Origin of the sequence: Streptomyces sp. NPDC006368, assembly GCF_040612535.1 — a bacterium.
GTDB lineage: Bacteria > Actinomycetota > Actinomycetes > Streptomycetales > Streptomycetaceae > Streptomyces.
On sequence record NZ_JBEXQK010000007.1, the window covers coordinates 152,109 to 179,094 of the forward strand.

27 protein-coding genes are annotated in these 26,986 nt (G+C 72.3%); 18 read left to right on the top strand and 9 right to left on the bottom strand.

Annotated features, from left to right (window positions below; translation table 11 throughout):
- The first annotated feature begins 37 nt into the window (after positions 1-37).
- The 3 genes from ABZZ38_RS08780 to ABZZ38_RS08790 all read left to right on the top strand — a co-directional run bounded on the left by ABZZ38_RS08780 (position 38) and on the right by ABZZ38_RS08790 (position 3,519).
- Positions 38-1,063 carry an NlpC/P60 family protein gene (locus ABZZ38_RS08780; RefSeq protein WP_356737194.1) on the top strand — a complete coding sequence of 342 codons (1,026 nt, stop codon included), beginning with the start codon at positions 38-40 and terminating at the stop codon, positions 1,061-1,063.
- A gap of 221 nt (positions 1,064-1,284) precedes the next feature.
- On the top strand, positions 1,285-2,319 hold the full coding sequence (locus tag ABZZ38_RS08785; protein WP_356737196.1) for an NlpC/P60 family protein: 1,035 nt from the start codon (positions 1,285-1,287) through the stop codon (positions 2,317-2,319).
- A gap of 15 nt (positions 2,320-2,334) precedes the next feature.
- Positions 2,335-3,519, top strand: coding sequence for a hypothetical protein (locus ABZZ38_RS08790; RefSeq protein ID WP_356737199.1), 1,185 nt, complete (start codon positions 2,335-2,337; stop codon positions 3,517-3,519).
- A 42-nt stretch (positions 3,520-3,561) separates the two neighbouring features.
- On the opposite strand, the gene ABZZ38_RS08795 is transcribed toward ABZZ38_RS08790, so the two are convergent.
- Positions 3,562-4,791 (bottom strand): glycosyltransferase family 87 protein, encoded by a 1,230-nt coding sequence (locus tag ABZZ38_RS08795; protein ID WP_356737201.1) that lies wholly within the window; start codon positions 4,789-4,791, stop codon positions 3,562-3,564.
- Positions 4,792-4,871: 80 nt separating this feature from the next.
- Between ABZZ38_RS08795 and ABZZ38_RS08800 the strand changes: the two genes are divergently transcribed.
- The gene (locus ABZZ38_RS08800; RefSeq protein WP_356737203.1) at positions 4,872-6,014 is read left to right on the top strand and encodes a glycosyltransferase family 4 protein; all 1,143 of its coding nucleotides are present in this window, start codon (positions 4,872-4,874) and stop codon (positions 6,012-6,014) included.
- 743 nt (positions 6,015-6,757) lie between these two features.
- Here ABZZ38_RS08800 and ABZZ38_RS08805 read toward each other — a convergent pair.
- Positions 6,758-8,554, bottom strand: a complete 1,797-nt coding sequence (locus ABZZ38_RS08805) for an AMP-binding protein (protein ID WP_356737205.1) — start codon at positions 8,552-8,554, stop codon at positions 6,758-6,760.
- 292 nt (positions 8,555-8,846) lie between these two features.
- Here ABZZ38_RS08805 and ABZZ38_RS08810 point away from each other — a divergent pair, with 292 nt between their 5' ends.
- The 6 genes from ABZZ38_RS08810 to ABZZ38_RS08835 all read left to right on the top strand — a co-directional run bounded on the left by ABZZ38_RS08810 (position 8,847) and on the right by ABZZ38_RS08835 (position 13,676).
- The gene (locus tag ABZZ38_RS08810; protein ID WP_356737295.1) at positions 8,847-9,602 is read left to right on the top strand and encodes a metallophosphoesterase; all 756 of its coding nucleotides are present in this window, start codon (positions 8,847-8,849) and stop codon (positions 9,600-9,602) included.
- Between the two features lie 73 nt (positions 9,603-9,675).
- The gene (locus ABZZ38_RS08815) at positions 9,676-10,119 is read left to right on the top strand and encodes an SRPBCC family protein (protein ID WP_356737207.1); all 444 of its coding nucleotides are present in this window, start codon (positions 9,676-9,678) and stop codon (positions 10,117-10,119) included.
- 46 nt (positions 10,120-10,165) lie between these two features.
- Positions 10,166-11,287 (top strand): ArsA-related P-loop ATPase, encoded by a 1,122-nt coding sequence (locus ABZZ38_RS08820; RefSeq protein WP_356737209.1) that lies wholly within the window; start codon positions 10,166-10,168, stop codon positions 11,285-11,287.
- A 104-nt stretch (positions 11,288-11,391) separates the two neighbouring features.
- The gene (locus ABZZ38_RS08825) at positions 11,392-11,844 is read left to right on the top strand and encodes a DUF5304 domain-containing protein (protein ID WP_356737211.1); all 453 of its coding nucleotides are present in this window, start codon (positions 11,392-11,394) and stop codon (positions 11,842-11,844) included.
- Between the two features lie 65 nt (positions 11,845-11,909).
- Positions 11,910-12,851 (top strand): ROK family glucokinase, encoded by a 942-nt coding sequence (locus ABZZ38_RS08830; protein ID WP_356737213.1) that lies wholly within the window; start codon positions 11,910-11,912, stop codon positions 12,849-12,851.
- Between the two features lie 72 nt (positions 12,852-12,923).
- The gene (locus tag ABZZ38_RS08835) at positions 12,924-13,676 is read left to right on the top strand and encodes an endonuclease/exonuclease/phosphatase family protein (protein ID WP_356737215.1); all 753 of its coding nucleotides are present in this window, start codon (positions 12,924-12,926) and stop codon (positions 13,674-13,676) included.
- A 59-nt stretch (positions 13,677-13,735) separates the two neighbouring features.
- Here the strand turns inward: ABZZ38_RS08835 and ABZZ38_RS08840 are convergent, their stop codons facing one another.
- Together ABZZ38_RS08840 and ABZZ38_RS08845 are read right to left on the bottom strand one after the other, a co-directional pair.
- Positions 13,736-14,299 carry a hypothetical protein gene (locus ABZZ38_RS08840; protein WP_356737217.1) on the bottom strand — a complete coding sequence of 188 codons (564 nt, stop codon included), beginning with the start codon at positions 14,297-14,299 and terminating at the stop codon, positions 13,736-13,738.
- Positions 14,292-15,071, bottom strand: a complete 780-nt coding sequence (locus ABZZ38_RS08845) for an alpha/beta fold hydrolase (protein ID WP_356737219.1) — start codon at positions 15,069-15,071, stop codon at positions 14,292-14,294. The genes ABZZ38_RS08840 and ABZZ38_RS08845 overlap by 8 nt, the downstream gene beginning before the upstream one ends.
- 196 nt (positions 15,072-15,267) lie before the next feature.
- Here ABZZ38_RS08845 and ABZZ38_RS08850 point away from each other — a divergent pair, with 196 nt between their 5' ends.
- From ABZZ38_RS08850 to ABZZ38_RS08870, 5 genes are all read left to right on the top strand, one after another.
- Positions 15,268-16,011 (top strand): lysophospholipid acyltransferase family protein, encoded by a 744-nt coding sequence (locus ABZZ38_RS08850; RefSeq protein WP_356737297.1) that lies wholly within the window; start codon positions 15,268-15,270, stop codon positions 16,009-16,011.
- Between the two features lie 28 nt (positions 16,012-16,039).
- The gene (locus ABZZ38_RS08855) at positions 16,040-17,263 is read left to right on the top strand and encodes a DUF5931 domain-containing protein (protein ID WP_356737221.1); all 1,224 of its coding nucleotides are present in this window, start codon (positions 16,040-16,042) and stop codon (positions 17,261-17,263) included.
- The gene (locus ABZZ38_RS08860; RefSeq protein ID WP_356737223.1) at positions 17,260-17,934 is read left to right on the top strand and encodes a response regulator transcription factor; all 675 of its coding nucleotides are present in this window, start codon (positions 17,260-17,262) and stop codon (positions 17,932-17,934) included. The genes ABZZ38_RS08855 and ABZZ38_RS08860 overlap by 4 nt, the downstream gene beginning before the upstream one ends.
- A 147-nt stretch (positions 17,935-18,081) precedes the next feature.
- Positions 18,082-19,110 (top strand): 6-phosphofructokinase, encoded by a 1,029-nt coding sequence (locus ABZZ38_RS08865; RefSeq protein WP_356737225.1) that lies wholly within the window; start codon positions 18,082-18,084, stop codon positions 19,108-19,110.
- Positions 19,111-19,213: 103 nt separating this feature from the next.
- On the top strand, positions 19,214-20,227 hold the full coding sequence (locus tag ABZZ38_RS08870) for a 2-hydroxyacid dehydrogenase (protein ID WP_356737227.1): 1,014 nt from the start codon (positions 19,214-19,216) through the stop codon (positions 20,225-20,227).
- On the opposite strand, the gene ABZZ38_RS08875 is transcribed toward ABZZ38_RS08870, so the two are convergent.
- A complete protein-coding gene (locus ABZZ38_RS08875; RefSeq protein WP_356737229.1) occupies positions 20,214-22,121 on the bottom strand; it encodes an anthranilate synthase family protein in 1,908 nt (635 codons plus the stop codon). The two genes, ABZZ38_RS08870 and ABZZ38_RS08875, sit on opposite strands and share 14 nt — an antisense overlap.
- Before the next feature lie 104 nt (positions 22,122-22,225).
- Positions 22,226-22,282: a trp operon leader peptide gene (locus tag ABZZ38_RS08880; protein ID WP_356737299.1), complete on the bottom strand. Its 57-nt coding sequence runs from the start codon at positions 22,280-22,282 to the stop codon at positions 22,226-22,228.
- Between the two features lie 90 nt (positions 22,283-22,372).
- On the opposite strand from ABZZ38_RS08880, the gene ABZZ38_RS08885 reads away from it, so the two are divergent.
- Both ABZZ38_RS08885 and ABZZ38_RS08890 read left to right on the top strand, forming a co-directional pair.
- Entirely contained in the window at positions 22,373-23,719 is a 1,347-nt protein-coding gene (locus ABZZ38_RS08885) for a class II 3-deoxy-7-phosphoheptulonate synthase (RefSeq protein ID WP_356737301.1), read from the top strand.
- A gap of 188 nt (positions 23,720-23,907) precedes the next feature.
- Positions 23,908-24,174, top strand: coding sequence for a (2Fe-2S)-binding protein (locus tag ABZZ38_RS08890; RefSeq protein WP_356737231.1), 267 nt, complete (start codon positions 23,908-23,910; stop codon positions 24,172-24,174).
- A 19-nt stretch (positions 24,175-24,193) separates the two neighbouring features.
- On the opposite strand, the gene bfr is transcribed toward ABZZ38_RS08890, so the two are convergent.
- Positions 24,194-24,670: a bacterioferritin gene (bfr, locus tag ABZZ38_RS08895; protein WP_356737233.1), complete on the bottom strand. Its 477-nt coding sequence runs from the start codon at positions 24,668-24,670 to the stop codon at positions 24,194-24,196.
- 157 nt (positions 24,671-24,827) lie between these two features.
- Here bfr and ABZZ38_RS08900 point away from each other — a divergent pair, with 157 nt between their 5' ends.
- Positions 24,828-25,460, top strand: a complete 633-nt coding sequence (locus ABZZ38_RS08900; RefSeq protein ID WP_356737235.1) for a sulfite oxidase-like oxidoreductase — start codon at positions 24,828-24,830, stop codon at positions 25,458-25,460.
- Between the two features lie 27 nt (positions 25,461-25,487).
- Here ABZZ38_RS08900 and ABZZ38_RS08905 read toward each other — a convergent pair whose 3' ends face one another.
- Positions 25,488-26,009 (bottom strand): DUF4396 domain-containing protein, encoded by a 522-nt coding sequence (locus ABZZ38_RS08905; RefSeq protein WP_356737237.1) that lies wholly within the window; start codon positions 26,007-26,009, stop codon positions 25,488-25,490.
- A 128-nt stretch (positions 26,010-26,137) separates the two neighbouring features.
- Positions 26,138-26,986 (bottom strand): deoxyribonuclease IV, encoded by an 849-nt coding sequence (locus ABZZ38_RS08910; protein ID WP_356737239.1) that lies wholly within the window; start codon positions 26,984-26,986, stop codon positions 26,138-26,140.

Consider the following 26,986-nt stretch of genomic DNA (forward strand, 5'->3'; position numbering starts at 1 on the left):
GCCGGGGCGGCTCTCGAAGGAGAAGGAGCTCGCCTCCGTGGCGTCCCACCGTCGTCCCAAGCAGCCGAGCCGCGCTCGTGTGACCGTCCTCACCGCGACTGCCGCCGCTGCCGTCGCCCTGTCCTCCCAGACCGCTCAGGCAGACCCCAAGCCGAGCAAGAGCGAGGTCAAGGCCAAGGTCGACAAGCTCCACCACGAGGCCGAGGAGGCCACGGAGCAGTACAACCTCGCCGAGGAGCGGCGCGAGAACCTCCAGAAGGAGATCGGCGCGCTCCAGGACAAGGTCGCGCGCGGCCAGGAGGAGCTCAACACGCTCCGCGACAGCATCGGCGCGGTGGCCAGCGCCCAGTACCGCGCCGGCGGCATGGACCCGTCCCTCCAGCTGTTCCTCTCCTCCGACCCGGACACCTACCTCGACAAGGCGTCCGCCGTCGACCAGTTGAGCGCCAAGCAGGCCGAGGTCCTGGAGACCATCCAGGCCAAGCAGCGCACCCTCGCCCAGCAGCGCGCCGAGGCCACCGCGAAACTCGCCGACCTCGAGGACGTCCGCAAGACGCTGGGCGAGAAGAAGAAGTCCTTCCAGGGCAAGCTGGCCGAAGCGCAGAAGCTGCTCAACACCCTCACCGCCGCCGAGCGCACGAAGATGCAGCAGGAGGAGCAGCGCGCCAGCCGCGAGGCCGGCGAGCGCGTCGACCTCGGCAACGAGGTCCCCGCCTCGCAGCGCGGCGCCGCCGCCCTCGCCGCCGCCGACACCCAGGTCGGCAAGCCGTACGTCTCCGGCGCCGAGGGCCCCAACTCGTACGACTGCTCCGGCCTGACGCAGTGGGCCTACCGCCAGGCCGGCGTCAGCCTCACGCGCACCACCTACACGCAGCAGAACGACGGCGTGAAGATCGGCCGCAGCCAGCTCAAGCCCGGCGACCTGGTCTTCTTCAACGGCCTGTCGCACGTCGGCCTGTACGCCGGCAACAACACGGTCCTGCACGCGCCGAAGCCCGGCGCGTACGTCCGGTACGAGTCGATGGACTGGCTGGGAACGTTCCAGTTCGGCGTACGCATCTGACGCGCCCGTGAACGCCCCCGATCGGGGGAATCGCCGTACCCCACGCTGACGCTCCGCCCCGCCGGTGACCTCGCGGTCTACCGGTGGGGCGGCGCTGTTCGAACCCTCCGGTACCCGGCGCGGCCTTTGGTCTGTGTGTAGCCGTCCGACTACTGTCTGGCGCGCAACGCACCAGCGTGGCCGCGTACAGCGGCCGCGTACAACCGAAGGGAGCGCGGTTCGTGGCGTCCCATCGCCGGTCCCCGTCATCCTCGACCCCGGGCTTCTCCCGGAGCGCGACGGTCACCGTCCTGTCCGCCGCGGCGGCCACCGCCGCAGCCGCCCTCGGCGCCGCCCCGGCGGACGCCACCCCCGCCGACCCGGCCGAGCTCACCCGCGCCAAGGTCGACCGGCTCTACGAAGAGGCCGAACGCGCCACCGAGGGCTTCAACAAGGCGGACGAGCGCACCGACGCGCTGCGCGAGCAGGTGGACCGGGCGCAGGACAGCGTGGCCCGCGGCCAGGAGCGCATCAACCGCATGCGCGGCGCGCTCGGCACCGTGGCGGGCGCGCAGTACCGCTCGGGGGGCATGGACCCGGCGCTCGCGCTGCTGCTGTCCGAGGACCCCGACTCGTACCTCGACAAGGCCGCCGCCCTCGACCGCATCAGCGCCCGCCAGGCCGACGCCCTGTCCCAACTGAGGCGCGCGCAGCGGCTGCTGGGGCAGGAGCGCGCCGAGGCCACCCGGGACCTCGCCGAACTGGAGCGCAGCCGGGCCGTCGTGGCCCGCCACAAGCGGCTGGTCGAACGCAAGCTGGCCGAGGCGCGCGCGCTGCTCAACTCCCTGCCGTCCGGTGAGCGCGACGCCTTCGACCGCGCCTCGCGCTCCGGGCGCGACGGCCTGCCCCCGCTCTCCGGCGAGGCCGCCTCCGCCCGTGCCGCCGCGGCGGTCCGCGCGGCCCGCTCCGCGGTCGGACGCCCCTACGTGTGGGGCGCCGCCGGGCCGCACGGCTTCGACTGTTCGGGCCTCGTGCAGTGGTCGTACGCCCAGGCGGGCGTCGGCCTCCCGCGCACCTCGCAGGCCCAGCGCGACGCCGGACGGCACGTCCCGCTCTCCGAGGCGCGCCCCGGCGACCTCGTCACGTACCGGTCGGACGCGAGTCATGTCGCGATGTACATGGGCAACGGCCAGGTCGTCCACGCCCCCTACCCCGGCGCGCCCGTGCGCTACGACCCGGTGGGCATGATGCCCGTCTCGGCGGTCACACGGGTCTGACCGTACGATCGGGGGATGGCGGGGCGGAGGCGGGCGACGGCGGCACTGTGCCTGGTCGTGCTGCTGGGCGGCTGCGGCGGTGCCCCGGCCCCTTCCGGTCCGGCATCCGCCGCGGCGTCGGACACGGCGGCCGGTACGGCGTCGGATGCGCGGGCGTTCCGGGCCGCCGTGGACCGGCGCGCCGCCGCGCTCCGGGACCGGGAACTGGCCGAGGTGCCGCTGAGCTCCTTCTCGTACCGCGTCACGCGGGTGCGGCGGGACGGTGACCGGGCGACCGCGGTGGCCGAGCTGAGCTACCGCGTCGCCGGATACGACAGCGGCGCCGTCACCGGCGAGCGGACGCTGGAGCTCGCGCGGCGGGACGGCCGGTGGCACGTGACGGCCGACCGGCCGGCGAAGGGCGCCGCCGAGCAGTTCTGGGAGCGGGGCCAGGTCGGCGTCGTACGCGGGAAGCGGAGCCTGGTCATCGGCACCGGCGCCGGCGGGACCCCGGACGGTGCCCGGCTCAGGGCCGTCGCGGCCGCGGCCGACCGGGCCGTGCCCACGGTGTCCGCCGCCTGGCCCGAGCGGTGGGCCGGGCGCGTCGTGGTCCTGGTCCCCGACTCCCTGGACGCCATGGGCGCGCTGCTGGGGGCGCCGGCTGCCGGGTACCGGGGGATCGCGGCGGTGACGACCGGCGAGGCGGGCGGCGGGCCGGACGCGCCGGCGGACCGGGTGATCGTCAACCCCGAGGCGTACGAGGCGCTCGGGGCGTTCGGCCAGGACATGGTGCTCGCCCACGAGACCGCCCACGTCGCGACCCGGGTGCACACCTCCGCGGCCACGCCCCTGTGGCTCTCCGAGGGCTTCGCCGACTGGGTGGCCTACCGGGACGCGGGGCGCTCGGCGGCGGAGGCCGCGCCGGAGCTGCGCGCCGCCGTCCGCGCGGGCGCCACCCCGGCGTCGCTCCCGTCGGACCGGGACTTCTCCTTCGGCGGCGACGCGGGGGCCCTGGCCCGCGCCTACGAAGGCGGCCGGCTGGCCTGCGCGATGATCGCCGACCGCTGGGGCGAACCGCGGCTGAGGGCCTTCTACCGGGCGGTGGGCGCGCACGGGCGGCGCGAGGGCGCCGTGGAGAAGGCGCTGCACGAGGTGCTGTCGACGACCCCGGAGGCGTTCACGAGCCAGTGGCGGAATCATGTGCGGGAGCAGCTGGGCTGACGTCCCCCGACCACCGTCGGCCACCCCTTCTCCGGCTCCGGCTCAGGAGGTGAGGACGGCCTGGTCCCGGGTGGTGGCCTGAGCCGGGATCCTGCCCCGCTCGCGCAGGCGGGGCTCGGTGACGGTCTGGAGCCACAGCACCCGGCAGGCGGTGAGCGTGGCGGCGACGAGGAGCCCGTTGCGTACGACCAGCAGCGCGAGGCCCAGCGGGTCGCTGTCCGCCACGTGCGAGAACCAGATCGGGAACTCCAGCAGCGTCACACCGGTCGCCGCCAGCACCAGCCGGGCCGCCCGGCGCATCCGGCTCCCGCGGAAGACCAGGCAGACCGCCGCCAGGCCGACCAGCCACAGCATGTACTGGGGGCTGATCACCCGGCTCGTCGTGGTGAAGAGCAGCACCGCCACGAACGCCGCGTCGCACAGCGTCGTCGTGGAGAACTCACGCGCCCGCACCCGCCATACCAGTAGCCAGCCGAAGGCCGCCACGGACAGCGCGAGCGCCGCGCCGGAGACGACCGGGACGTACGGCCCGAGGAACTCCACCGACCCGTAGTTGAGCGTGGCCCGCCCCTCCCAGCCGAAGTGCCGCGCGACGTGGAACACCAGTCCGCCCAGCGACTCCACCTCGGTGCCCCGGTCCCGCTGGAACGTCAGGAACGCCAGCGCTCCGGGCATCGCCGTCGTGCACAGCAGGAGCAGGCCCGCCGCCGTGCCCGCGGCGGTGGTCCACGACCGCAGCGTGACCCGGCCGCGGCGCGTGCCCGCGAGCAGCAGCACCGGCCAGACCTTCAGCATCGCGCCGAAACCGGCCAGCGCGCCGAGCGCCCGCGGGTGCCGGACACCGGCGAGCAGCGCGGCGACGGCGACGGCGGTGACCATCACGTCGTAACGGGCGTACGCGGTGGGCCCGAGCAGCGCGACACCCGCCACCCACACCCAGGCGCCGGACAGGCACTTGCCGGGGCGCCGTCCCGCGTACAGCAGCAGCCCGAACACGGCGGCGTCACAGAGGAAGGCGAGGACGAAGAAGGCGGACGTGTACCCCAGGAAGGGCAGCAGACCGGGGGAGAGGACGGCGAGGGCGGCGGCCGGCGGGTACTGCCACGTCACGTCGTCCAGCGGATAGGTGCCGGTCCGCAGCACCTCGTACCACCCCTGGTAGATCTGCGAGATGTCCGTGGTGATGTCCGGGCCGGGGAGGACGAGCACCCTGAACACGAAGAGCAGAAGAAGGACCCTGGTCAGGAGCCATATGGAGATGGGGCCCTTCATGCCTACCTCTACCTCGTCCGGGGGTGGGGGTGATCGGGGGTCGAGCGGTGGAGCGGGGCCGTTCGGTACTGTCGGCAGCGATGCACAAGACCTTGATCGTAACCAACGACTTTCCGCCCAGACCCGGTGGGATTCAGGCGTTCCTGCACAACATGGCGCTCAGACTCGATCCCGAGCAGATTGTCGTATACGCCTCCACGTGGAAGCGGGGGCGTGAGGGCGCCGAGGCGACCGCCTTGTTCGACGCGGAACAGCCGTTCCGGGTTGTCCGCGACCGTACGACGATGCTGCTGCCCACCCCGCGCGTCACCGCCCGCGCGGTCGCGCTGCTGCGCGAGCACGGCTGCGAGTCGGTGTGGTTCGGGGCGGCGGCCCCCCTCGGCCTGATGGCCCCGGCGCTGCGCCGGGCGGGCGCCAGGCGCCTGGTCGCCACCACGCACGGCCACGAGGCCGGGTGGGCCCAGCTCCCCGGCTCCCGGCAGCTGCTGCGACGGATCGGCGAGGGTACGGACACCATCACCTACCTCGGCGAATACACGCGTTCCCGCATCGCGGCGGCGCTGACGCCCGAGGCGGCCGGGCGGATGGCGCAGCTGCCGCCCGGCGTCGATGAGAAAACGTTCCACCCCGGCTCCGGCGGTGACGCCGTCCGTGAACGGCTCGGCCTGGCCGACCGGCCCGTCGTCGTCTGCGTCTCCCGCCTGGTCCCGCGCAAGGGTCAGGACACGCTGATCAGGGCCATGCCCGCGATCCTGGCGCGCGTGCCGGACGCGGTCCTGCTGATCGTCGGCGGCGGCCCCTACGAGAAGGACCTCCGCCGCCTCGCCGCCGAGACCGGCGTGGCCGGATCGGTGCGCTTCACCGGAGCGGTGCCGTGGGAGGAGCTCCCGGCCCACTACGGCGCCGGCGACGTCTTCGCCATGCCCTGCCGCACCCGCCGCGGCGGTCTGGACGTCGAGGGCCTCGGCATCGTCTACCTGGAAGCCTCGGCGACCGGCCTCCCGGTCGTCGCCGGCGACTCGGGCGGCGCGCCGGACGCCGTCCTGGACGGCGAGACGGGCTGGGTGGTCCGCGGCTCCTCCCCCTCGGACTCCGCGGACCGCGTCGTGACGCTTCTGGAGGACCCGGAACTCCGCCGCAGGATGGGCGAACGGGGCCGCGCCTGGGTCGAGGAGAAGTGGCGCTGGGACCTCCTGGCGGAGGAGCTCAAGACCCTGCTCTGACGGGGCGCCTGCGGGGGCGGGGCGCTTCGTGCGGGGTGCCGCCGAGAGCGGTTCGTTGCCCCTTCCTCGGGGTGCGGGCCGGCGCCTGCCGGTGGGTGGGGGGCGGGGCCCTCGGGGCTCGACTCTTCCCCCAGTGGGGGCACGCCCACGGGGCCGGCGGCCTTCGGGCCCTGCGTACCGAGTGCCCTGCCTGCGCCGCCGACCCGCTGCGGGGACGACCCCGCACGGCCCCACCCCGGTGCCGCACGCCGGGTGCGGATCGGGGACCCGGAGCTCGTTCGCGCGTCCCGATCCGTCGAGGTGCGAGTTTGCCGTTGCCCGGCGTGACGTCCTTGTCGCCCCTGGTGGCTCCGGTCTTCGGGGGTTTCGCGGCGGGAAGGCGTGGGGGCAACCCTCTGTCACCCCGGGGGGCTCGGGGCCGCCGGGGGGCTTGGCGGGAAGCCGTCCGGGTGGGGGCCCGGTTCGCGCGGCCGCTCTGCCGCAGCGTGAGGCCGCCGTTGCCCGGCGTGACGTCCTTGTCGCCCCTGGTGGCTCCGGTCTTCGGGGGTGTCGCGGCGGAAGCTGTTCGCCCCTGTGGCCGCTCGCCGAGCGTGCGGGCCCCCGGAGCTCCGGTCAGCGAGGCGTCGCGGCGCGAAGCTGCCGCCCTGGGGGGTGGGGGCGGGCAGCCCTCACCTCAGGGTTCCGGGGGCGCAGCCCCCGGTTCGGGAAGGGGCGGGGGGGGGAAAAGTCACCGCCCACCCGCCCTACGCCCCGTAAATCGCCTCGATCTCGTCCGCGAAGTCCTTCGCCACCACGTTCCGCTTCAGCTTCAGCGACGGCGTGATGTGACCCGCCTCCTCCGTGAACTGCGCGTTCAGGATCCGGAACTTCCGCACCGACTCCGCCTTGGACACCGCCGCGTTGCCGTCGTCCACGGCCCGCTGCACCTCCGCCAGCAGCTCCGGGTCGTCGCGCAGCGCCGCCGCCGTCGACCCGGCCGGCTTGCCGTGCTCCGCGGCCCAGCGGCCCAGGAACTCCTCATCGAGGGTGATCAGCGCGCCCACGAACGGCCGGCCGTCGCCGACGACCATGCACTCGGCGACGAGCGCGTGCCCTCGGATGCGGTCCTCGATCACCGCCGGGGCGACGTTCTTGCCGCCCGCGGTGACCAGGATCTCCTTCTTCCGGCCCGTGATGGCCAGGTAGCCGTCCTCGTCCAGCGTGCCGATGTCACCGGTGTGGAACCAGCCGTCGGCGAGCGCGTCGGCGGTCGCCGCCTCGTTGTTCCAGTACCCCGTGAAGACGTGCTCGCCGTGCAGCAGCACCTCGCCGTCATCGGCGATCCGCACCACCGACCCGGGCAGCGGCTGCCCGACGGTGCCGATCTTCTGCCGGTCCCACGGGTTGAACGCGGTCGCCGCGCACGACTCCGTCAGGCCGTACCCCTCCAGCACCGTGAAGCCGATGCCGCGGAAGAAGTGCCCGAGCCGCTCACCCAGCGGCGCCCCACCGGAGATGGCGAACTCACCGCGTCCGCCCAGCACCGCGCGCAGCTTGCTGTAGACCAGCTTGTCGAAGACGAAGTGCTTCAGCCTCAGGCCGAGCGACGCGCCCTGCGGCGTGGACAGCGCCCGGCTGTAGGCGATGGCCGTGTTCGCGGCCTTGTCGAAGATCTTCCCCTTGCCGTCCGCCTGCGCCTTCGCGCGGGCCGAGTTGTAGACCTTCTCGAAGACGCGCGGCACACCGAGGATCAGGGTCGGCCGGAAGGAGGCCAGTTCGTCGGTGAGGTTTTTGATGTCGGGGACGCAGCCGAGGCGGATGGGCGCGAGGACCGAGGCAACCTCGACCAGCCTGCCGAAGACGTGCGCGGCGGGCAGGAAGAGCAGGACGGAGCACTCGCCCGTACGGAAGAGGGGCTTGAGGCGCTCGACGACGTTGCCGCACTCGGCGAAGAAGTTGCGGTGGGTCAGCACACAGCCCTTGGGGCGGCCGGTGGTGCCCGAGGTGTAGACGATGGTGGCGATGTCGTCGGCCTTGGCGCTGGCGCTGCGCTCGTCGACGGTCTCCTCCGTGACGTCCGCGCCGACCCGGACGAGCTCCTCGATGCCGCCCTTGTCGATCTGCCAGACGTGCCGCAGCTCCGGCAGCCGGTCGCGTACGGACTCGACGGCTGCGGCGTGGGCGTCGCCCTCCACGACCACCGCGACCGCGCCCGAGTCGCCCAGGATCCACTGCACCTGCTCCGGGGAGCTGGTCTCGTACACCGGTACGGTCACCGCGCCCGCGCTCCAGATGGCGAAGTCCATCTGCACCCACTCGTAACGGGTGCGGGAGATCAGTCCGACCCGGTCGCCGGGCCGGACGCCCTGGGCGATGAGCCCCTTGGCGGCGGCGCGCACCTCCGCGAGGAACCGGGTGGCGGTCACGTCCGTCCAGACGCCGGCCACCTTGCGGGCCATGACGGCCACATCCGGGTGCTGCGCGGCATTGCGGCGGATGAGATCCGTCAGGTTGCCGTCCGTGGGGACCTCGTACAGGGCCGGAAGGCTGAACTCGCGCAAGACTGCTGCTCCTCATCGGGCGCCGGCGCCACGGCTCTGTGTGATGCACCGGTTGCGGTCCAAGGTCGGGCAGGTGCTCAGTGGGGGTGAGCACGACTGGACTGCCCGGACGTTACCCACCAGTACTCGATTCCCGATAGGGGCCCTGGCGAGATGTTCGCTGCGTCACACGTGTTTGGGGGTGCTTCGCGCACAGTAGTCCACAGTCGTGACGACTCGAAAGTAACCGCAGGTCCGGCCGTATGGGGACGGTCCGGGGGCTCGCATAAGGTGGGTGCCCATGCGAGTGCATGTGGTCAGTGACGTACACGGGAACGCCGAGGACCTGGCCAGGGCGGGCGACGGGGCCGATGCCCTGATATGCCTCGGCGACCTGGTGCTCTTCCTCGACTACCACGACCATTCACGCGGCATCTTCCCCGAGCTCTTCGGCGTCGGGAACGCCGACCTGATCGTCGAGCTGCGCACCGCCCGCCGCTTCGACGAGGCCCGCGAGCTGGGCCGGCGGCTGTGGGCCGGGCTGGACACCGACCGCGCGACCGCCATCGAGGCGGCGGTGCGCAAGCAGTACGCCGCGCTGTTCGCCGCCTTCCCGACCCCGACGTACGCCACGTACGGCAACGTCGACATGCCGGAACTCTGGCCCGAGTACGCGGGCCCCGGCACCACCGTGCTGGACGGTCAGCGCGTCGAGCTCGGCGGCCGGGTGTTCGGCTTCGTCGGCGGCGGGCTGCGCACCCCGATGCGCACGCCCTACGAGATCTCCGACGAGGAGTACGCGGCGAAGGTCGAGGCGCTCGGCGAGGTCGACGTGCTCTGCTCGCACATCCCGCCGGAGGTCCCGGAGCTGACGTACGACACGGTGGCCCGCCGCTTCGAACGCGGCAGCCGCGCGCTGCTCGCCGCGATCCACCGCACGCGCCCCCGCTACGCCCTGTTCGGGCATGTTCACCAGCCGCTGGTACGGCGGATGCGAGTCGGGGCCACGGAGTGCGTGAACGTCGGCCATTTCGCGTCGACCGGAAGGCCATGGGCCCTGGAATGGTGAGGGTCGCCCACGCGATAACCTTCCCCCCTCAGGAGACTCACCCGTCGGCACCGCAACCGGAGGAGCCCAGGCCATGGCCGAACACACCAGCTCGAGCATCACGATCGAGGCGGCGCCGGCCGACGTCATGGGCGTGATCGCCGACTTCGCCCGCTACCCCGAGTGGACGGGCGAGGTGAAGGAGGCCGAGGTCCTGTCGAGGGACGCCGCCGGCCGTGCCGAGCAGGTCCGCCTGCTGCTCGACGCGGGCGCGATCAAGGACGACCACACCCTCGCGTACACGTGGACCGGGGACAACGAGGTCAGCTGGACCCTGGTCAAGTCCCAGATGCTCCGCGCGCTCGACGGCTCCTACCGCCTGGCCCCGCTGGACGGCGGGGCCCGCACCGAGGTGACGTACCGGCTGACGGTCGACGTCAAGATCCCGATGCTAGGCATGATCAAGCGCAAGGCGGAGAAGGTCATCATCGACCGCGCCCTGGCCGGCCTCAAGAAGCGCGTCGAATCCACCCACTGACCGCCCGGAGCCGGGCCGGAAGGCCCGACCGGTAGCGTGGGTCACCATGCGAACCATCCTCGTCACCGGCCCCGGCGGCGCCGGCCGTACCACGGTCGCCGCCGCGACCGCCCTCGGCGGTGCCCGGCAGGGGCAGCGGGTCCTGTTCCTCACCGGTGACCGGGTGCCCGACGGCTGGTTCGAGGGCGACGAAGGCCCCGTCGTCCGTCATGTCGACTCCGGCGCCCACTTCCGCGCCGAGATTCTCGCCTTCCAGGAGCGCGCCGCCCCCGCCCTCGGGCTCCTCGGCGCCACGCCCTTCGCGGACGAGGAGCTCACCGAACTTCCCGGCAGCGACCGGTTCGCGCTGCTGAGCGCCCTGCGGGACGCCGCCGCCGGCGACTGGGACCTCCTCGTCGTCGACATGCCTCCCGTCCACGACGCCATCGCCGTCCTCGCCCTGCCCGCACAGCTGCGCCGCTATCTGCGCCGCGTCCTGCCGCCCGAGCGGCAGGCCGCCCGCGCGCTGCGGCCGATGCTCGCCCAGCTCGCCGGCGTACCGATGCCCGCGGAGTGGCTGTACGAGACCGCCGCCCGCCGGGACGCCGAACTGGCCGCCGTCCAGGACCTGATCGAGGCGCCGACGACCACCGTCCGGCTGGTCGCCGAGCCCGGCCCGGACACCGCCGACGCGCTGCGCACCGCCCGCGCGGGGCTCGCCCTGCACCGCGTCGCCGTCGACCCGGTCGTCGCCAACCGGCTGCTGCCCACCGCCTCCCCGGACCCCTGGCTGTCCGCCCTCTCCGCCCAGCAGCAGGCCCACCTGAAGGCGCTGGGCGAGGCGCACGAGCTGCCACACCTGGGGCGGGCCCCGCGGTCCGCCGGCGACCTGGCCCGGCTGGAGCCGCCCGCGGCCACTGCGGGCGCCGCGCCGGAGTGGACCGTCGAGGACCGCCGTGACCCCGAGGGCGTCCTGGTCTGGTGCATCCCGCTGCCCGGCGCCACCAAGCCGCACCTCGGCCTGGTCCGCCGCGGCGACGAACTCGTCCTCACCGTCGGGCCGTTCCGGCGCATCGTTCCTCTGCCCTCCGTACTGCGCCGCTGCACCGTCTCGGGAGCGGGCCTCGCGGACGGCGTGCTGAGCGTGCGGTTCGCACCCGACCCGGATTTGTGGCCCCGCACGCGGTAACGTCGGGAGTACCGAGCCGCGTCAGCGGCAGCCGCCGTATCCGTTGAAGCCGTATCCGGCCGTACAAGCCGTAGCCGTACAAGCCGTAGTCGCAGGAGTACGCCATGAGCGATGCCACCCAGCATCCCGACGCCGACGCCTGGGCGAAGGCCTGCGCCGAGGACCTGGAGGCCGAGCGGGCCCGCCGCCGCGGCCGGAGCGGCCCGCCGCCCGGCGCCGCCGCCGACGAGCTGCGCAAGCTGGTCGACGCCGTCGCCGACAAGGTCGCCTCGCTGCGCGGCCCGCTGCTCGGCGCGGGCGCCCAGGACACCGTGCGCAACCTCGTCGACCAGGCCAGGAACGCCGTCGAGCCGGTCATCGAGCGCAACCCCGAGGTCTTCGACCACCTCGCCGCCGCGGGCAGCGAGCTCCTCGCCGCGTACCGCTCCGCCGTCGAGGGCCAGGAGCGCCGCTGGACCCGGGGTGAGGGGAAGAGCGACAAGAAGAAGGCCACCGGCGGCGCCGGCGACGACAACGACGGCGGCCCTGACGCGAGCGAGCACATCGACCTGGACTGACGGCTCCGTGCCCGCCCTCGGGTACGGTTGGCCGTAGCGGGGCTCGACCGAAATCTGAGGGACACATGGGACTCACCATCGGCGTCGACATCGGCGGCACGAAGATCGCGGCCGGAGTGGTCGACGAAGAGGGCACGATCCTCGACATCCACAAGGTGCCCACCCCGCCGACCGCCGACGGCATCGTCGACGCGATCTGCGCCGCTGTCGCCGAGGCCGGCAAGGGCCATGAGATCGAGGCGGTCGGCATCGGAGCCGCCGGCTACGTCGACGACAAGCGCGCCACCGTCCTGTTCGCGCCGAACATCGACTGGCGGCACGAGCCGCTGAAGGACAAGGTCGAACAGCGCGTCGGCCTCCCGGTGGTCGTGGAGAACGACGCGAACGCCGCGGCCTGGGGCGAGTACCGCTTCGGCGCCGGCCAGGGCCACGACGACGTCATCTGCATCACCCTGGGCACGGGGCTCGGCGGCGGCATCATCATCGGCAACAAGCTGCGCCGCGGCCGGTTCGGCGTGGCCGCCGAGTTCGGCCACATCCGGGTGGTGCCCGACGGCCTGCTGTGCGGCTGCGGCAGCCAGGGCTGCTGGGAGCAGTACGCCTCCGGGCGCGCCCTCGTGCGGTACGCCAAGCAGCGCGCCAACGCGACGCCGGAGAACGCCACCATCCTGCTGGGCCTCGGCGACGGCACCCCCGAGGGCATCGAGGGCAAGCACATCAGCGACGCCGCCCGCCAGGGCTGCCCGGTGGCCGTCGACTCCTTCCGCGAGCTGGCCCGCTGGGCCGGTGCGGGCCTGGCCGACCTGGCCTCGCTGTTCGACCCCTCGGCGTTCATCGTGGGCGGCGGCGTCTCGGACGAGGGCGAGCTGGTCCTCGGCCCGATCCGCAAGTCGTTCCGCCGCTGGCTGGTGGGCGGGCAGTACCGCCCCCACGCCCAGGTGCTCGCGGCCCAGCTGGGCGGCAAGGCCGGGCTGGTCGGCGCGGCGGACCTGGCCCGCCAGGGCTGACCACGCGTACGTGTGACGGTGCCCGCCGCGTCCTTCACGAGGACGGGGCGGGCACCGTCGTATGTTGCTGCCATGTCGATCACCGAACTGCCCAACTCCCGCACCGAACCGGACGGTTCGGCCGTGATCCGGGTGCTCAGCTACAACATCCGGTCGATGCGTGACGACGAGGACGCGCTGGCCCGCGTGATCCGCGCCTGCGCGCCCGACCTCGTCCTCGTCCAGGAGGCGCCCCGGTTCTTCCGCTGGCGCAAGCACGCCGCGCGCCTCGCGGCGAAGAGCGACCTGGTGGTGGTGAGCGGCGGGGCGACCGCGTCGGGGCCGCTGCTGCTGAGTTCGCTGCGGGCGACGGTCGAGCGCACCGAGGACGTCCTGCTGCCGCTGACGCCGGGCCTGCACCGGCGGGGCTTCGCGACGGCGGTGGTACGGATCGGGCGCGCCCGCCTGGGGGTGCTCAGCTGCCATCTGAGCCTGCGGGAGGAGGAGCGGTACGCCCAGGCCGGGATGGTCCTGGACCGGCTGGCCGCCCTGGACGCGCCGCACGCGGTCGCGGCGGGCGACATCAACGAACGGCCCGGTGGGCGCTCGTTCCGCCGTCTGGCGGCGGAACTGCAGGACTGCTGGGCGGTGCGGCCCCGGGGCGGCGAGTACACCTCGACCCCCGGCGATCCGCACCAGCGGATCGACGCGGTCTTCGCGACGAAGGAGATCGAGGTGCTGGGCTGCGGCGTCCCTCACGGGCTGCCGGGCGTCACCGACGCCGACCTCCGCGCGGCCACGGACCACCTCCCGGTCCTGGCCGCGCTGCGGGTGCCGGCGACCTGAGGGGCACCGGTGCCCGAACGGGATCCGGCGACCTGACGGGTTCCGGCCGACCGAGCCCGCTAGACGACCGCCCCGCGGCCCGGGTCGTCGTCCTCCTCGTCGTCGCCGTGGCGCATGCGCGCCACCAGCGTGAGGAAACCGCCCACGAAACCGCCCACGCACAGCGTGGTGAGCCACCAGGTCATGTCCCACTGGAGCAGCACGGCGACCAGCATCAGCACCGGCCCGCCGACGACCCCCAGCCAGGCGAACTTGGCGGTCGTGTCCGCCTCCGGCAGCGGCGGCGGCTCCGGCGGGACGAAGTGGCCCTCGTCCGCGGCGTCGAGGTCGTCGTCCTTCGCCTCGGCCACCTCGTAGTCGCGCGGCCCCCCGCCGACGCCGGGAGCGAAGACGACCGAGCTGCCCAGCGGCCGGTCCGCGTCCCCGGGGCCGGCGCGTCTGCCGTCCTCCGGGTCGTCGTTGAGGTCGTCCTCCAGCAGCGCCAGGTCCTCGATCGGCTTGAACGGCTTGGCTCCCGGAGGGTCCGCCGGCTCCTCGCCGTACCCGGCGACGATCGCCGCCCAGGCCGCCTCCTCGTCGAACGGCTGCTCGTCCCGCTTGTCCGAGTCGTGCTGCTCAGCCACCGGTGGTGCTCCCCTTCTCGACGACGCTCGGAGCGAGCCGGCCGATGAACGCGTAACTCTCCTCGAAGATCCGCCCCGCGTCGTGGTCCAACGTCGCCACGTGGTAGCTCTGTTCCAGCAGGATCTCCGTGACGTCCACCGAGGAGATCCGGCTCAGGACGCGGGCCGAGTCGGCGGGCGGCACCACGTGGTCCCGCGGGCTGCGCATCAGCAGGACCGGCTGCGTGACCTGCGGCAGCTCGCCGTCCACGATCCGGAAGAACTGCCGCACCGAGTGGGCGGCGTGCAGCGGCACCCGGTCGTACCCGATCTCCGTCACGCCCTCCTTGGCGATGTCGCTCGCGATTCCCGGCTGCGAGGGGACCAGGTGGCGGATGACCGGCAGCGCGTGCGCGGCGAGCCCGTGGACCTTGTTCGCCGGGTTCACCAGCGCGATGCCCGCCACCGCGTCGCCGTGCTTGGCGGCCAGCCGCAGGGTGAGCGCCCCGCCCATGGAGAGCCCGAAGACGAAGACCCGGCCGCACCGCGCCAGCAGGGCCCGCAGCTCCCGGTCCACCTCCGCGTACCAGTCCTGCCAGCCGGTCACCTGCATGTCCTGCCACCGGGTGCCGTGCCCGGGCAGCAGCGGCAGCGATACCGTCAGGCCGCGCTCGGCGAGATACTCGGCCCAGGGCCGCAGCGACTGCGGCGAACCGGTGAAGCCGTGACAGAGCAGCACGCCGACCTCGCCGCCCTCGTGGCGGTACGGCTCGGCTCCGGGGAGGACCGGCACGGGGGTCTCCTGTTCGGGAATCGATTCGGGGAATCGGAGGGTCTCGGGAAGGTGTACTTCACCGTACGCGACCGGGCTGACACCGACCAGAGCCGTCGCCCACCGGGCGGCCCGCGGGAGAGGGGCCGTGCCCCGCGCGGGTTATGGTCTGATCGACGGAACACAGGAGAGGCACTCGGACGTGATCTACGGCGCAATGAAGTTCTCCATCGGAGGGGCACTGAAGCTCGCCTTCAGACCCTGGGTGGAGGGCCTCGAGAACATTCCCGCCGAGGGGCCGGCGATCCTCGCGAGCAACCACCTCTCCTTCTCGGACTCCTTCTTCCTGCCGGCGGTGCTGGACCGCAAGGTGACCTTCATCGCCAAGGCCGAGTACTTCACCTCGCCCGGGGTGAAGGGCAGGCTCACCGCGGCGTTCTTCAAGGGCGTCGGTCAGCTGCCGGTGGACCGTTCGGGTGCCCGGGGGGCGGGCGAGGCGGCCATCAAGAGCGGTATCGACGTCATCGAGCGCGGGGAGCTGTTCGGTATCTACCCGGAGGGCACCCGCTCGCCGGACGGCCGGCTCTACCGGGGCAAGCCGGGTGGCCTCGCGCGCGTGGCGCTGGCCACGGGGGCGCCGGTGATCCCGGTCGCCATGATCGACACCGAGAAGATCCAGCCGCCCGGCAAGGTCGTCCCGAAGCTGATGCGCCCCGGAATCCGGATCGGCAAGCCGCTGGACTTCAGCCGTTACCAGGGCATGGACGGCGACCGCTTCATCCTGCGCTCCGTCACCGACGAGGTGATGTACGAGATCATGAAGCTGTCCGGCCAGGAGTACGTCGACGTCTACGCCACAGCCGCGAAGCGCCGGATCGCCGACGCCGAGAAGGCCGCCAAGGAAGCCGCCAAGGAGGCGGCCCGGGAAGCCGCCAAGCGGGGTCAGTCCGGCACCGCCTGACCGCGTCGTCCGTCCGGGGGTGGGGAAGTTGGCCAAGCGCGAGCGTGTCGTCCGCATGTCCGTCGAGCAGCCGCTGTGGCGGGCGCTGACCGCCTACCGCGTCCTGACCATGGTGTACGCGGTGCTCCTCTTCGTCTTCACCCGGGACAAGTTCGAGCGCCCCTGGGTGGCCGTCGCGTTCCTGGCCGTGATGTCCCTCTGGACGCTGACCACCCTCCCCAAGGTGGCGGGCGCCGCCCACTGCACCAGGCGCTTCCTGGTCGCCGACCTCACCCTCGCCCTCACCGGCATCCTGCTGACGCCGCTGGCCGACGCGGACGCCCAGACGCACGACGGGTCGACGCTGCCGACGATCTGGACGGCCGGCTCGGTCCTCGCGTACGCCATCAAGGGCGGCTGGCGCTGGGCCGCGTTCGCCTCGTCCCTGGTGGCGATCGCCAACATCGTCGAGCGCGGCGACCCCAGCCGGGACACCCTGCACAACGTGCTGCTGGTGTGGGTGGCCTCCATCGCCATCGGTTACGTGGTGGAGGTCGCCCGCGCCTCAGAGCGCACCCTCGCCCGGGCGCTGGAGATCGAGGCGGCCACGCGCGAGCGGGAGCGGCTGGCCCGCGACATCCACGACTCGGTTCTCCAGGTGCTGGCGATGGTGCAGCGCCGGGGCACGGCCCTGGGCGGCGAGGCGGCCGAGCTCGGCAGGATGGCGGGGGAGCAGGAAGTCGCGCTGCGCACCCTGGTCGCCGGCGGTCTGACCCGTACCTCGCACGTCTCGGAGGACGAGTCGCAGGGCGCCGTCGTCCGGGTGGTGGAGGAGCCGGACGAGCCGGACGGAGACGACCCGGCCGATCTGCGCACCCTGCTCGCCCCGTACGCCGGATCCCGGGTCACGTTCTCGGAACCGGGTGCTCCGGTGCTGCTGCCGCCCGCCGCCGCGAGGGAACTGGCGGCGGCTGTCGGTGCCGCCCTGGACAATGTCGGCAGGCACGCGGGTGAGGACGCCCGGGCGTGGATCCTGGTCGAGGACTGGCCGGACGAGGTGATCGTCACGGTGCGGGACGACGGGCCGGGCATCCCGGACGGGCGGCTCGCGCAGGCGGAGGGCGAGGGGCGCATGGGGGTGGCCCTCTCCATCCGCGGCAGGCTCCGGGATCTGGGCGGCTCGGCCGACCTGATCTCGGTCCCGGGCCAGGGCACGGAAGTCGAGTTGAAGGTCCCGAAGGCAAGGGCCGCACGGGGGAAGGCAGGACGATGAGCGAGCAGCAGCGGATCAGGGTGATGGTGGTCGACGACCACCCGATGTGGCGGGACGCGGTCGCCCGCGACCTGTCCGAGGCCGGTTTCGACGTGGTCGCCACCGCGGGCGACGGCGAGCAGGCGGTACGCCGCGCGCAGGCCGCCGCGCCCGACGTCCTGGTCCTCGACCTGAACCTGCCCGCCAAGCCCGGCGTGCGGGTCTGCAAGGAGCTCGTCGCCGCCGACCCGGCGCTGCGCGTGCTGGTGCTGTCGGCGAGCGGTGAGCACGCCGACGTACTGGAGGCGGTGAAGTCCGGCGCGACCGGCTATCTGCTGAAGTCGGCCAGCACGGCGGAGCTGATCGACGCCGTGCGCCGCACCGCCGTAGGCGACCCGGTCTTCACACCCGGCCTGGCCGGCCTGGTCCTGGGCGAGTACCGCCGGCTCGCCGGTGAGCCGGCGTCCGGCGCGGGGGCGGACGAGTCCAAGGCCCCCCGGCTCACCGAGCGGGAGACGGAGGTGCTGCGGCTGGTCGCCAAGGGCCTGAGCTACAAGCAGATCGCCGAGCGTCTGGTGATCTCGCACCGCACCGTCCAGAACCACGTGCAGAACACGCTCGGCAAGCTCCAGCTGCACAACCGGGTCGAGCTCGTGCGGTACGCGATAGAACGCGGCCTCGACGACGCCTGACGGGAGAGGGCGTAACTCTCCTACGCCCGCCAGGAATTCACCTTTCGTACCGTCCCGGAGTGACGCCGGTCACCTCTAGCGTGGTCCTGCAGGGCCGGGTCCCTGCGGGGCTCCGTGCGTCTTCCGTGACGACGAAGGGAACGATCCATGCGGGTCGGAGTACTGACCGGGGGCGGGGACTGCCCCGGCCTCAACGCGGTCATCCGCGGCATCGTCCGCAAGGGTGTCCAGGAGTACGGCTACGACTTCACCGGCTTCCGGGACGGCTGGCGCGGTCCCCTGGAGGGCGACACCGTACGGCTCGACATCCCCGCCGTGCGCGGCATCCTGCCGCGGGGCGGCACCATCCTCGGCTCCTCGCGCACCAACCCCCTCACCGCGCCCCAGGGCGTTGGCCGCATCAAGGACAACCTCGCCGAGCTGGAGGTGGAGGCGCTGATCGCGATCGGCGGCGAGGACACCCTCGGCGTCGCCGCGCGCCTGACCGACGAGTACGGCGTGCCGTGCGTCGGCGTGCCCAAGACCATCGACAACGACCTGTCCGCCACCGACTACACCTTCGGCTTCGACACCGCCGTCTCCATCGCCACCGAGGCCATCGACCGCCTCCACACCACCGCCGAGTCCCATATGCGGGTCCTCGTCGTGGAGGTGATGGGCCGTCACGCCGGCTGGATCGCCCTCCACTCGGGCCTGGCCGGGGGCGCCAACGTCATCCTCATCCCCGAGCAGCGCTTCGACGTCGAACAGGTCTGCGCCTGGGTCGCCTCCCGCTTCAAGGCGTCGTACGCGCCCATCGTCGTCGTCGCCGAGGGTGCCATGCCCAAGGGCGGCGACATGGTGCTCAAGGACGGGACGACGGACTCCTTCGGCCACGTCCGGCTCTCCGGGGTCGGCGAGTGGCTGGCCAAGGAGGTGGAGAGGCGCACCGGCAAGGAGGCCCGGACCACGGTGCTCGGCCACGTCCAGCGCGGCGGCACACCGAGCGCCTTCGACCGCTGGCTGGCCACCCGGTTCGGGCTGCACGCCATCGACGCCGTCCGTGACGGCGACTTCGGGAAGATGGTCTCCCTGCGCGGCACGGACATCGTCCGCGTACCGATCCGTGAGGCGACCGCCCGCCTCAAGACGGTCGACCCGAAGCTGTACGAGGAGGTCGGCGTCTTCTTCGGCTGACGGCGCGGGGTCCCGCTATGGGTCGTAGAGTCCGGATAGGCGGTATTTCCGCCCTGTCCGGTGCGATCGGCGCGACGGCCCCCAGCTCTCCCCGGGAGAAGGCGTGGACATCCTGGCATTCGGCGTACAGACCGACGAACGCCCACTGATGGAGGCGGCGTTCGAAGGACGCCACGACCTGCGCTGCGTGGACGTCTTCCTCACCGAGGACACCGCCCCCATCGCCGCCGGACACGAGGCCATTTCGACCAGCGTCAACGCCGACCTGGACGGCCGTGTGCTGCGCGCCCTCGCGGCCGGCGGGACGCGGATGATCGCCCAGCGGTCCACCGGCTTCAACAACATCGACCTCACCGCCGCCCAGCGGCTCGGCCTGACCGTCGCCCGCGTCTCGTCGTACTCGCCCTACTCCGTCGCCGAATTCGCCTGGACGCTCGCGATGGCCGTCAACCGCCGCGTCGTCCGCGCCTCCAACCGCACCCGCGACTTCGACTTCCGCCTCGACGGGCTGCTCGGCCGCGACCTGCGCGGGCGCACGGCCGGCGTGCTCGGCACCGGCAGGATCGGCGAGGCGTTCACCCGGATCGCCCACGGCTTCGGTATGAACCTCCTCGGCTGGGACCTCGCCCCCAACCCGGCCTGCGAGGAGCTCGGCATGAGGTACGTCGGCAAGGAGGAGCTCTTCGCCGCGTCCGACGTCATCAGCCTCCACGTGCCGCTCCTCCCCGGGACCCGGCACCTGGTCGACGCCGCCGCCCTCAAGGCGATGAAGGACGACGCCATCCTGGTGAACTCCAGCCGCGGCGGCCTGGTCGACACCGAGGCGCTGGTCACCGAGTTGCGCGCCGGGCGTTTCACCGGCGTGGGGCTGGACGTGTACGAGGCGGAGGCCGGGCTGTTCTTCCTGGACAAGTCCCTGGAGGCCGTCGATGACGACACCCTGGCCCGGCTGGTGACCTTCCCGAACGTCGTGGTCACCTCCCACCAGGCGTACTACACCGTCGACGCGGTGACGCAGATCATCGCGACGACGGTGCGGAACATCGACGACTACGTGGCGGGCCGCCGCAGCGAGAACGTGCTGGTCCCGCCGCCGGACGACCTCATCGCCGGCTGAGGTCCACCCCCCGCACCAGCTCCCGTACGACGGACGCCCCGCGCAGCGTCAGCACCGACTCCGGATGGAACTGCACGCCCGCCAGGCCCGGACCGCGCAGCGCGTGGACCTCGTCCGTCGCGGGATCGCGGCTCACCTCGACGCCGCGCTCGGCCGCCAGCCGGGCGGCCGTCCCCCCGTCGCACCGGGCCGTGAAGCTGCTGTAGTAGCCGACCGTCTCCTCCGTGCCGAACAGGTCGATCCGCGCCTGGGCACCCTGGAACGGCACCCGCTTGCGCACGATGTCCATCCCCAGCTCGGCGGCGATCAGCTCATGCCCGAGACACACCCCGAGCAGACCGTGCCGATGGCCCCGTACGAGACCCGCGGTGAGCGACCGCAGGAACACCATCTTGGGGTCGGCGGGATCCCCCGGGTCGCCGGGGCCGGGGCCCAGCACCACCAGGCCCTCGTGCGCGAGCGCCGCCTCCCGCAGGCCCGGCTCGTCGAACCCGCGGACCGTGACGTCCAGCCCGGAGGACCGCAGCAGATGCGCGAGCATCGCCGTGAACGTGTCCTCCGCGTCCACCACCAGCGCGTGCCCCGCCAGATCGGCCGACCGGTGCTGCATCCGCAGCCAGAACGGCGCCAGGTTCGCGCGGCGCCCGTCCAGCGCCGCCCGCACCCGCGGATCGTCCGCCGGCCGGGGCCGCGCGGACCGCCCGCCCGCCGGCCCCGGACGTCCCTCCGCCCGCTCCCGCGGTCGTGGCGGGACGACGCCCAGCGCCGACAGCACCCCCGCCGCCTTGGCGTGCGTCTCGGCGACCTCGCTCACCGGGTCGGAGTGCCGCACCAGCGTGGCGCCCACCGGGACGCGCAGCTCGCCGTCGGCCGCGATGTCCGCGGTGCGGATCAGGATCGGCGAGTCCATCGTCTGCGCGCCGCCCGCGTCCGTACCGAGGAGCGCCAGCGCGCCCGCGTAGTAACCGCGGCCGCCGCTCTCATGGCGCCGGATGACCCGGCAGGCGTTCTTGACCGGCGACCCGGTGACCGTCGCCGCGAACATCGTCTCGCGCAGCACGTCCCGTACGTCCAGGGAGGAACGGCCCCGCAACTCGTACTCGGTGTGCGCGAGGTGCGCCATCTCCTTGAGCCGGGGGCCGACCACCACCCCGCCCATGTCGCCGATCGTGCACATCATCTTGAGTTCCTCGTCCACGACCATCGACAGCTCGTCGGTCTCCTTGCGGTCGCCGAGGAAGCGCAGCAGATCCTCCGTGTCGGGCCCCCCGGCCGGATAGCGGTAGGTGCCGCTGATCGGGTTCATCACGACCGTTCCCCCCGACATCCGCACATGCGCCTCGGGGCTGGCGCCCACGAGGGTCCGCTCCCCGGTGTGCACCACGAAGGTCCAGTACGCGCCCCGCTCCTGCGCCAGCAGCCGGCGGAACAGCGCCAGCGCGTCCCGCCGCCCGAACCCGGGGATCCGCCCCCGGTAGGTGCGCCGGATGACGAAGTTCGCCCCCTCGCCGCGCCCGATCTCCTCCTCGACGACCCGGCGCACGGTGCCGGCGTACTCCTCGTCGGACACGTCGAAGGCCCCGCCCTCCACCGTCACGTCGTGCGCGGGGAGCCGCTCCAGCGCCTCGGCCAGCGGCATCTCGTACGCCTCGTCGGCCACCAGCACGGACAGCGGCGTGCCGTCGTCGCGTACGTCGAAGCCGCGCTCCGCGAGCTGCCGGAACGGCACCAGTGCGAGGGACGGCCGCTCCCCGAGGGGGACGTCGGCGAGACGGGGCGCCTCCCGCACCGCGCCGATCAGCACCTCGACGGTGTCGTGGTCACGGCCGGGCGTACGGCGGCGCAGCAGGGCGAAGGGCGGACAGGACTCGTCGAGCAGCCGGGTGAGGTCCATGGGGTGTTCCTTCCAGGTGGATGGTCCAGGTGGAGAGGAACGGCCCGTGAAACGGGAGAAGGCCGCCCCTCGGGCGGCCTTCGCGTGTGTCGGTGTACGCGCAGTCAGTGGGCCGCCGGACGAGCGGTCCACCACCAGGTGCGGGTCGTGTGCGTGTACATGGGTCGCACCTTACCCGATGATCCCTTGTCTCATCAGGTGAGCTCACAGATGGACGCCCGGGCAGACCCCGTAAGGTTGTGCAGGTGACCGTGAACGCTAAGACCACCGCTGTCGGTGGCAACACCTGGCGAGACCTGCCCGCGGCGCAGCAGCCCGAGTACCCGGATGCCGAGGCTCTGCGCGATGTGATCGCGGACCTCGAGTCGTATCCGCCGCTCGTCTTCGCAGGCGAGTGCGATCAGCTGCGCGCCCGGATGGGAGCCGTCGCCAGGGGCGAGGCGTTCCTGCTCCAGGGTGGCGACTGCGCCGAGGCCTTCGACGCCGTGTCGGCCGACCACATCCGCAACAAGCTCAAGACGCTGCTCCAGATGGGCGCCGTCCTGACGTACGCCGCGTCCGTACCCGTCGTGAAGGTGGGACGGATCGCCGGCCAGTACTCCAAGCCGCGCTCCAAGCCGACCGAGACGCGCGACGGCGTGACCCTGCCGACCTACCGCGGCGACTCCGTCAACGGCTTCGACTTCACCGAAGAGGCCCGCATCCCGGACCCGCAGCGGCTGAAGCGCATGTACCAGGCGTCCGCCTCGACGCTGAACCTGGTGCGCGCCTTCACCACCGGCGGCTACGCCGACCTGCGCCAGGTGCACGCCTGGAACCAGGACTTCGTGAAGTCGTCGCCGTCGGGTCAGCGCTACGAGCAGCTGGCGCGCGAGATCGACAACGCCCTCAACTTCATGAAGGCGTGCGGCACGGACCCGGCGGAGTTCCGCACGGTCGAGTTCTACGCCTCGCACGAGGCGCTGCTGCTCGACTACGAGTCGGCCCTCACCCGCGTCGACTCCCGGACCGGGCAGCTCTACGACACGTCGGGCCACATGGTCTGGATCGGTGAGCGCACCCGCCAGCTGGACGGCGCGCACATCGAGTTCGCGTCGCGCATCCGCAACCCGATCGGCATCAAGCTCGGCCCGACCACGACGGTCGACGAGGCGCTGACCTACGTCGACCGCCTCGACCCGGACCGGGAGCCGGGCCGGCTGACCTTCATCGTCCGCATGGGCGCCGACAAGGTCCGCGACAAGCTCCCCGAGCTGGTCGAGAAGGTCACGGCGTCCGGTGCGACGGTGGCGTGGGTGACCGACCCGATGCACGGCAACACCTTCGAGGCGGCCTCCGGCCACAAGACGCGCCGTTTCGACGACGTGCTGGACGAGGTCAAGGGCTTCTTCGAGGTCCACAAGGAGCTCGGTACGCACCCGGGCGGCATCCATGTGGAGCTGACCGGTGACGACGTCACCGAGTGCGTGGGCGGCGGCGACGAGATCTTCGTCGACGACCTGCACCAGCGGTACGAGACGGCCTGCGACCCGCGGCTCAACCGCAGCCAGTCGCTGGACCTGGCCTTCCTGGTCGCCGAGATGTACCGGGACCAGTGAGCTCGGCTCGACTGTGAATGTGGCTTGAACAGGCCTTGACGTGCGGGTGGGGCGCGGATCCATGTGATCCGCGCCCCATCGCCGTTTTCCGGGCTTTCGCGCTTCCCGCGCTATGGGTAAGGTTAGGTTAGCCTCACCGATCAACGGGGTGGCTGCGACCCTTCGATCCCGCCGATCCCCGCAGGGAGGTGACCCGCGTGTACGTCTGCTCGTGCTTCGGTATCACCGAGAAGCAGGTCAAGGAACACGCGGACGCCGGTGCCTGCACGCCCCGCCAGATCGCGTCGGCCACCAAGGCCGGCACCGACTGCGGTTCGTGCGTACGCCGCATCCAGGGGATTCTCGGCCGGGGCGGCTGCCCGCGGCGCGACATGCTGGACCAGGGCAGGCCCGCGCTCGCCGCGAACCTCGCCGAGGGGGCGGACGCCGTCGAGCGGCTGTCCGAAGCGGCCTAGCGGATCCCGCCCGGCTCTTCTAGCTGTCCGGCTCGATCAGCTGGGCGATGTACAGCGCCTCTCCGAGCTTGTCGATCAGGGCGAGCTGGGTGTCGAGGTAGTCGATGTGGTGCTCCTCGTCCGCCAGGATCGACTCGAAGATGTTCGCCGACGTGATGTCGCCCTTGTTGCGCATGACCTCGATGCCGCGCCGGAGGCGGTCGATGGCCTCCACCTCGACCTGCCGGTCCGCCTGGAACATCTCCGTGACCGTCTGGCCGACGCGGACGTGGAAGAGCCGCTGGTAGTTCGGCAGCCCGTCCAGGTAGAGGATCCGGTCCGTCAGGACCTCGGCGTGCTTCATCTCGTCGAACGACTCCGCACGGGTGTACTTGGCCAGCTTCGTCCACCCGAAGTTCTCCTGCATCTTGGCGTGCAGGAAGTACTGGTTGATCGCCGTCAGCTCGGCGGTCAGCTGCTCGTTGAGGAACTCGATGACCTCGGTGTCGCCCTGCATCGCAGAGGTCTCCTTCCGCGCGTGTGAAAGAGGCAGATGCCGCGCATCCTCGCACCGCTGGAGGAGGCCGTCCAGTAAGTGCAGGCTTAGTCGGAGTTGTCCGAATCGGCCTCATCCCTGGTCGTAACCACCCCTCCCGGTCTGTCACCATTGAGACATGGGTCAGCCAGGGAGCGGGGAACACCGGGCAGCAGGAGAGTCCGAGCTTCCGCCGGGGCAGCGGCTGCAGCGAGGCTGGCCGGTCACCCATTACGGCCCCGTCCCCAAGTTCAAGCCGGACCGCTGGGAATTCCGCGTCTTCGGCGCCACGGCGGACGGCGACAAGCGGTGCTGGACCCACGAGGAGCTCTCCGCGCTGCCGTTCTCCACGGTCGTGGCCGATCTGCACTGCGTGACGAAGTTCAGCATGGTGGGGGCCGAATGGGGCGGCGTCCCCGCCCGTACGATCCTGGAACTCGCGCCGCCGGCCGCCCGCGTCACGCATGTGATGGTGTGGGCCGAGTACGGCTTCAGCGCCAATATGCGGCTCTCCGACTTCGCCTCGGAGCGCACGATTTTCGCCACTCACAAGGACGGTGAGCTGCTCACCGCCGAGCACGGCTTCCCGTTGCGGCTGATCGTGCCGCATCTGTACGCCTGGAAGGGGCCCAAGTGGGTCCGGGGCGTGGAGTACATGACCGCCGATCGCCGCGGCTTCTGGGAGGAGCGCGGATATCACAACATCGGCGACCCGTGGCGGGAGCAGCGGTACTCGTACCAGGAGGAGCCGGGGGACGGCCCGGAGTTGTAGTACCCCCTGGAGGTATCGCCGCGGGTGTCAATGGTACTGGTGGACCACCGCGTGCCCCTTGCCGCGACCGATCATCCACTTGTTGACGGGGGTGGTGATGATGAACGCGGCGAACAGGGCGAAGGCGAGTACGCCCCAGAAGAACGCGTCCGTCAGGTGCGCGTCCATCGCGCCCGGCCACAGGGCGAGGACACCGTTGTCGATCAGCTCCATGACGGCGATCGAGAGCGTGTCGGCGGCGAGGGCGACGCGGAAGGCGGTCCGGAAGTCGACGCCGGCCTTCAGGATGCCGCGCAGGGTGAACGCGTAACCGAAGAAGAAGGCCAGGACGATGGCCAGCACCATGGTGGGGAGGTCGGCCCAGCCCAGCGCGGTGCCGATGACCATCCCGAGTACCTCGCCGATGGCGCACCCGGTGAGGCAGTGGAGGGTGGCCTTCGCGGCCATGGACCAGGTGGCCTTGCCGGTGCCGTGCTCCTGGTGGGCCCGCGCGTCGTGGTGCTGCTCATGGTGAGCGTGGATCGTGTGCTCGCCGTGTCCCGCGTGCATACCGTGCTGGATGTGACCTTCGTGCCGCATGAGAGCCCCAAAGTCCGGTAGCGGTTCCTGTCGATGACAGAAACCGTATACCCCCTAGGGGTATTCCTCAAGGGGGGTGATGTCACCGCGGCGCGCCGTCACCGCAGCTTCTTCAGCCGCTCCATGTCCGCCGCGTGCCCCTCCTTGCCGCCGGGCGTCTCGATGATCAGGGGTACCCCCTCCGTCGCCGGATGACGCAGCAGCTCCCGGAACGGCTCCTCGCCGATGTGGCCCGCGCCGATGTTCGCGTGGCGGTCCTTGTGGGCGCCCACGACGTCCTTGGAGTCGTTGGCGTGGATGAGCTTCAGCCGTCCCTCGCCGACCGTCTCCACCAGCAGGTCGAGCGTCCGCCGCATGCCGTTCTCACCCGTGAGGTCGTGCCCGGCCGCGAAGATGTGGCAGGTGTCCAGGCAGACACCCAGCTTGGGATGGGCGTCGAGAGCCTCGAAGTACGGGCCGAAGTCCCAGGTCCGGGAGCAGAGCGAGGAGCCCTGCCCGGCCGTCGACTCCAGCAGCAGGAACGGGTCGTCGTCGTGCGTCAGCTCGTCCAGCAGCGGCAGCATGTGGGTCCGCACCTGCGCGAGGGCCTCCTCGCGGGGGCGGCCCCCGGTCGCCGACCCGGTGTGCACCACCACGCCGAGCGCGCCGATGTCCCGGGCCCGGCGCAGCGAGTGGCGCAGGGACGTCACCGAGAACTCGACGGTCGCCTCGGTGTGGGAGCCGAAGTTGATCAGGTAGGGGGCGTGGACGTACGCCGGTATGCCCTCGGCGGCGCACTCCGCGCGGAACAGCTCGTCCTGCGCGGGGTTCCCGGCGGGCGTCGCCCAGCCGCGCGGATTGGCGACGAAGACCTGGACGGTTTCGGCGCCCAGCTCGCGGGCGTACGAGAGGCCGGTCCTGGCGAGGCCGCCGGCCACGGGGACATGGCCGCCGACGGGGTTGCGCAT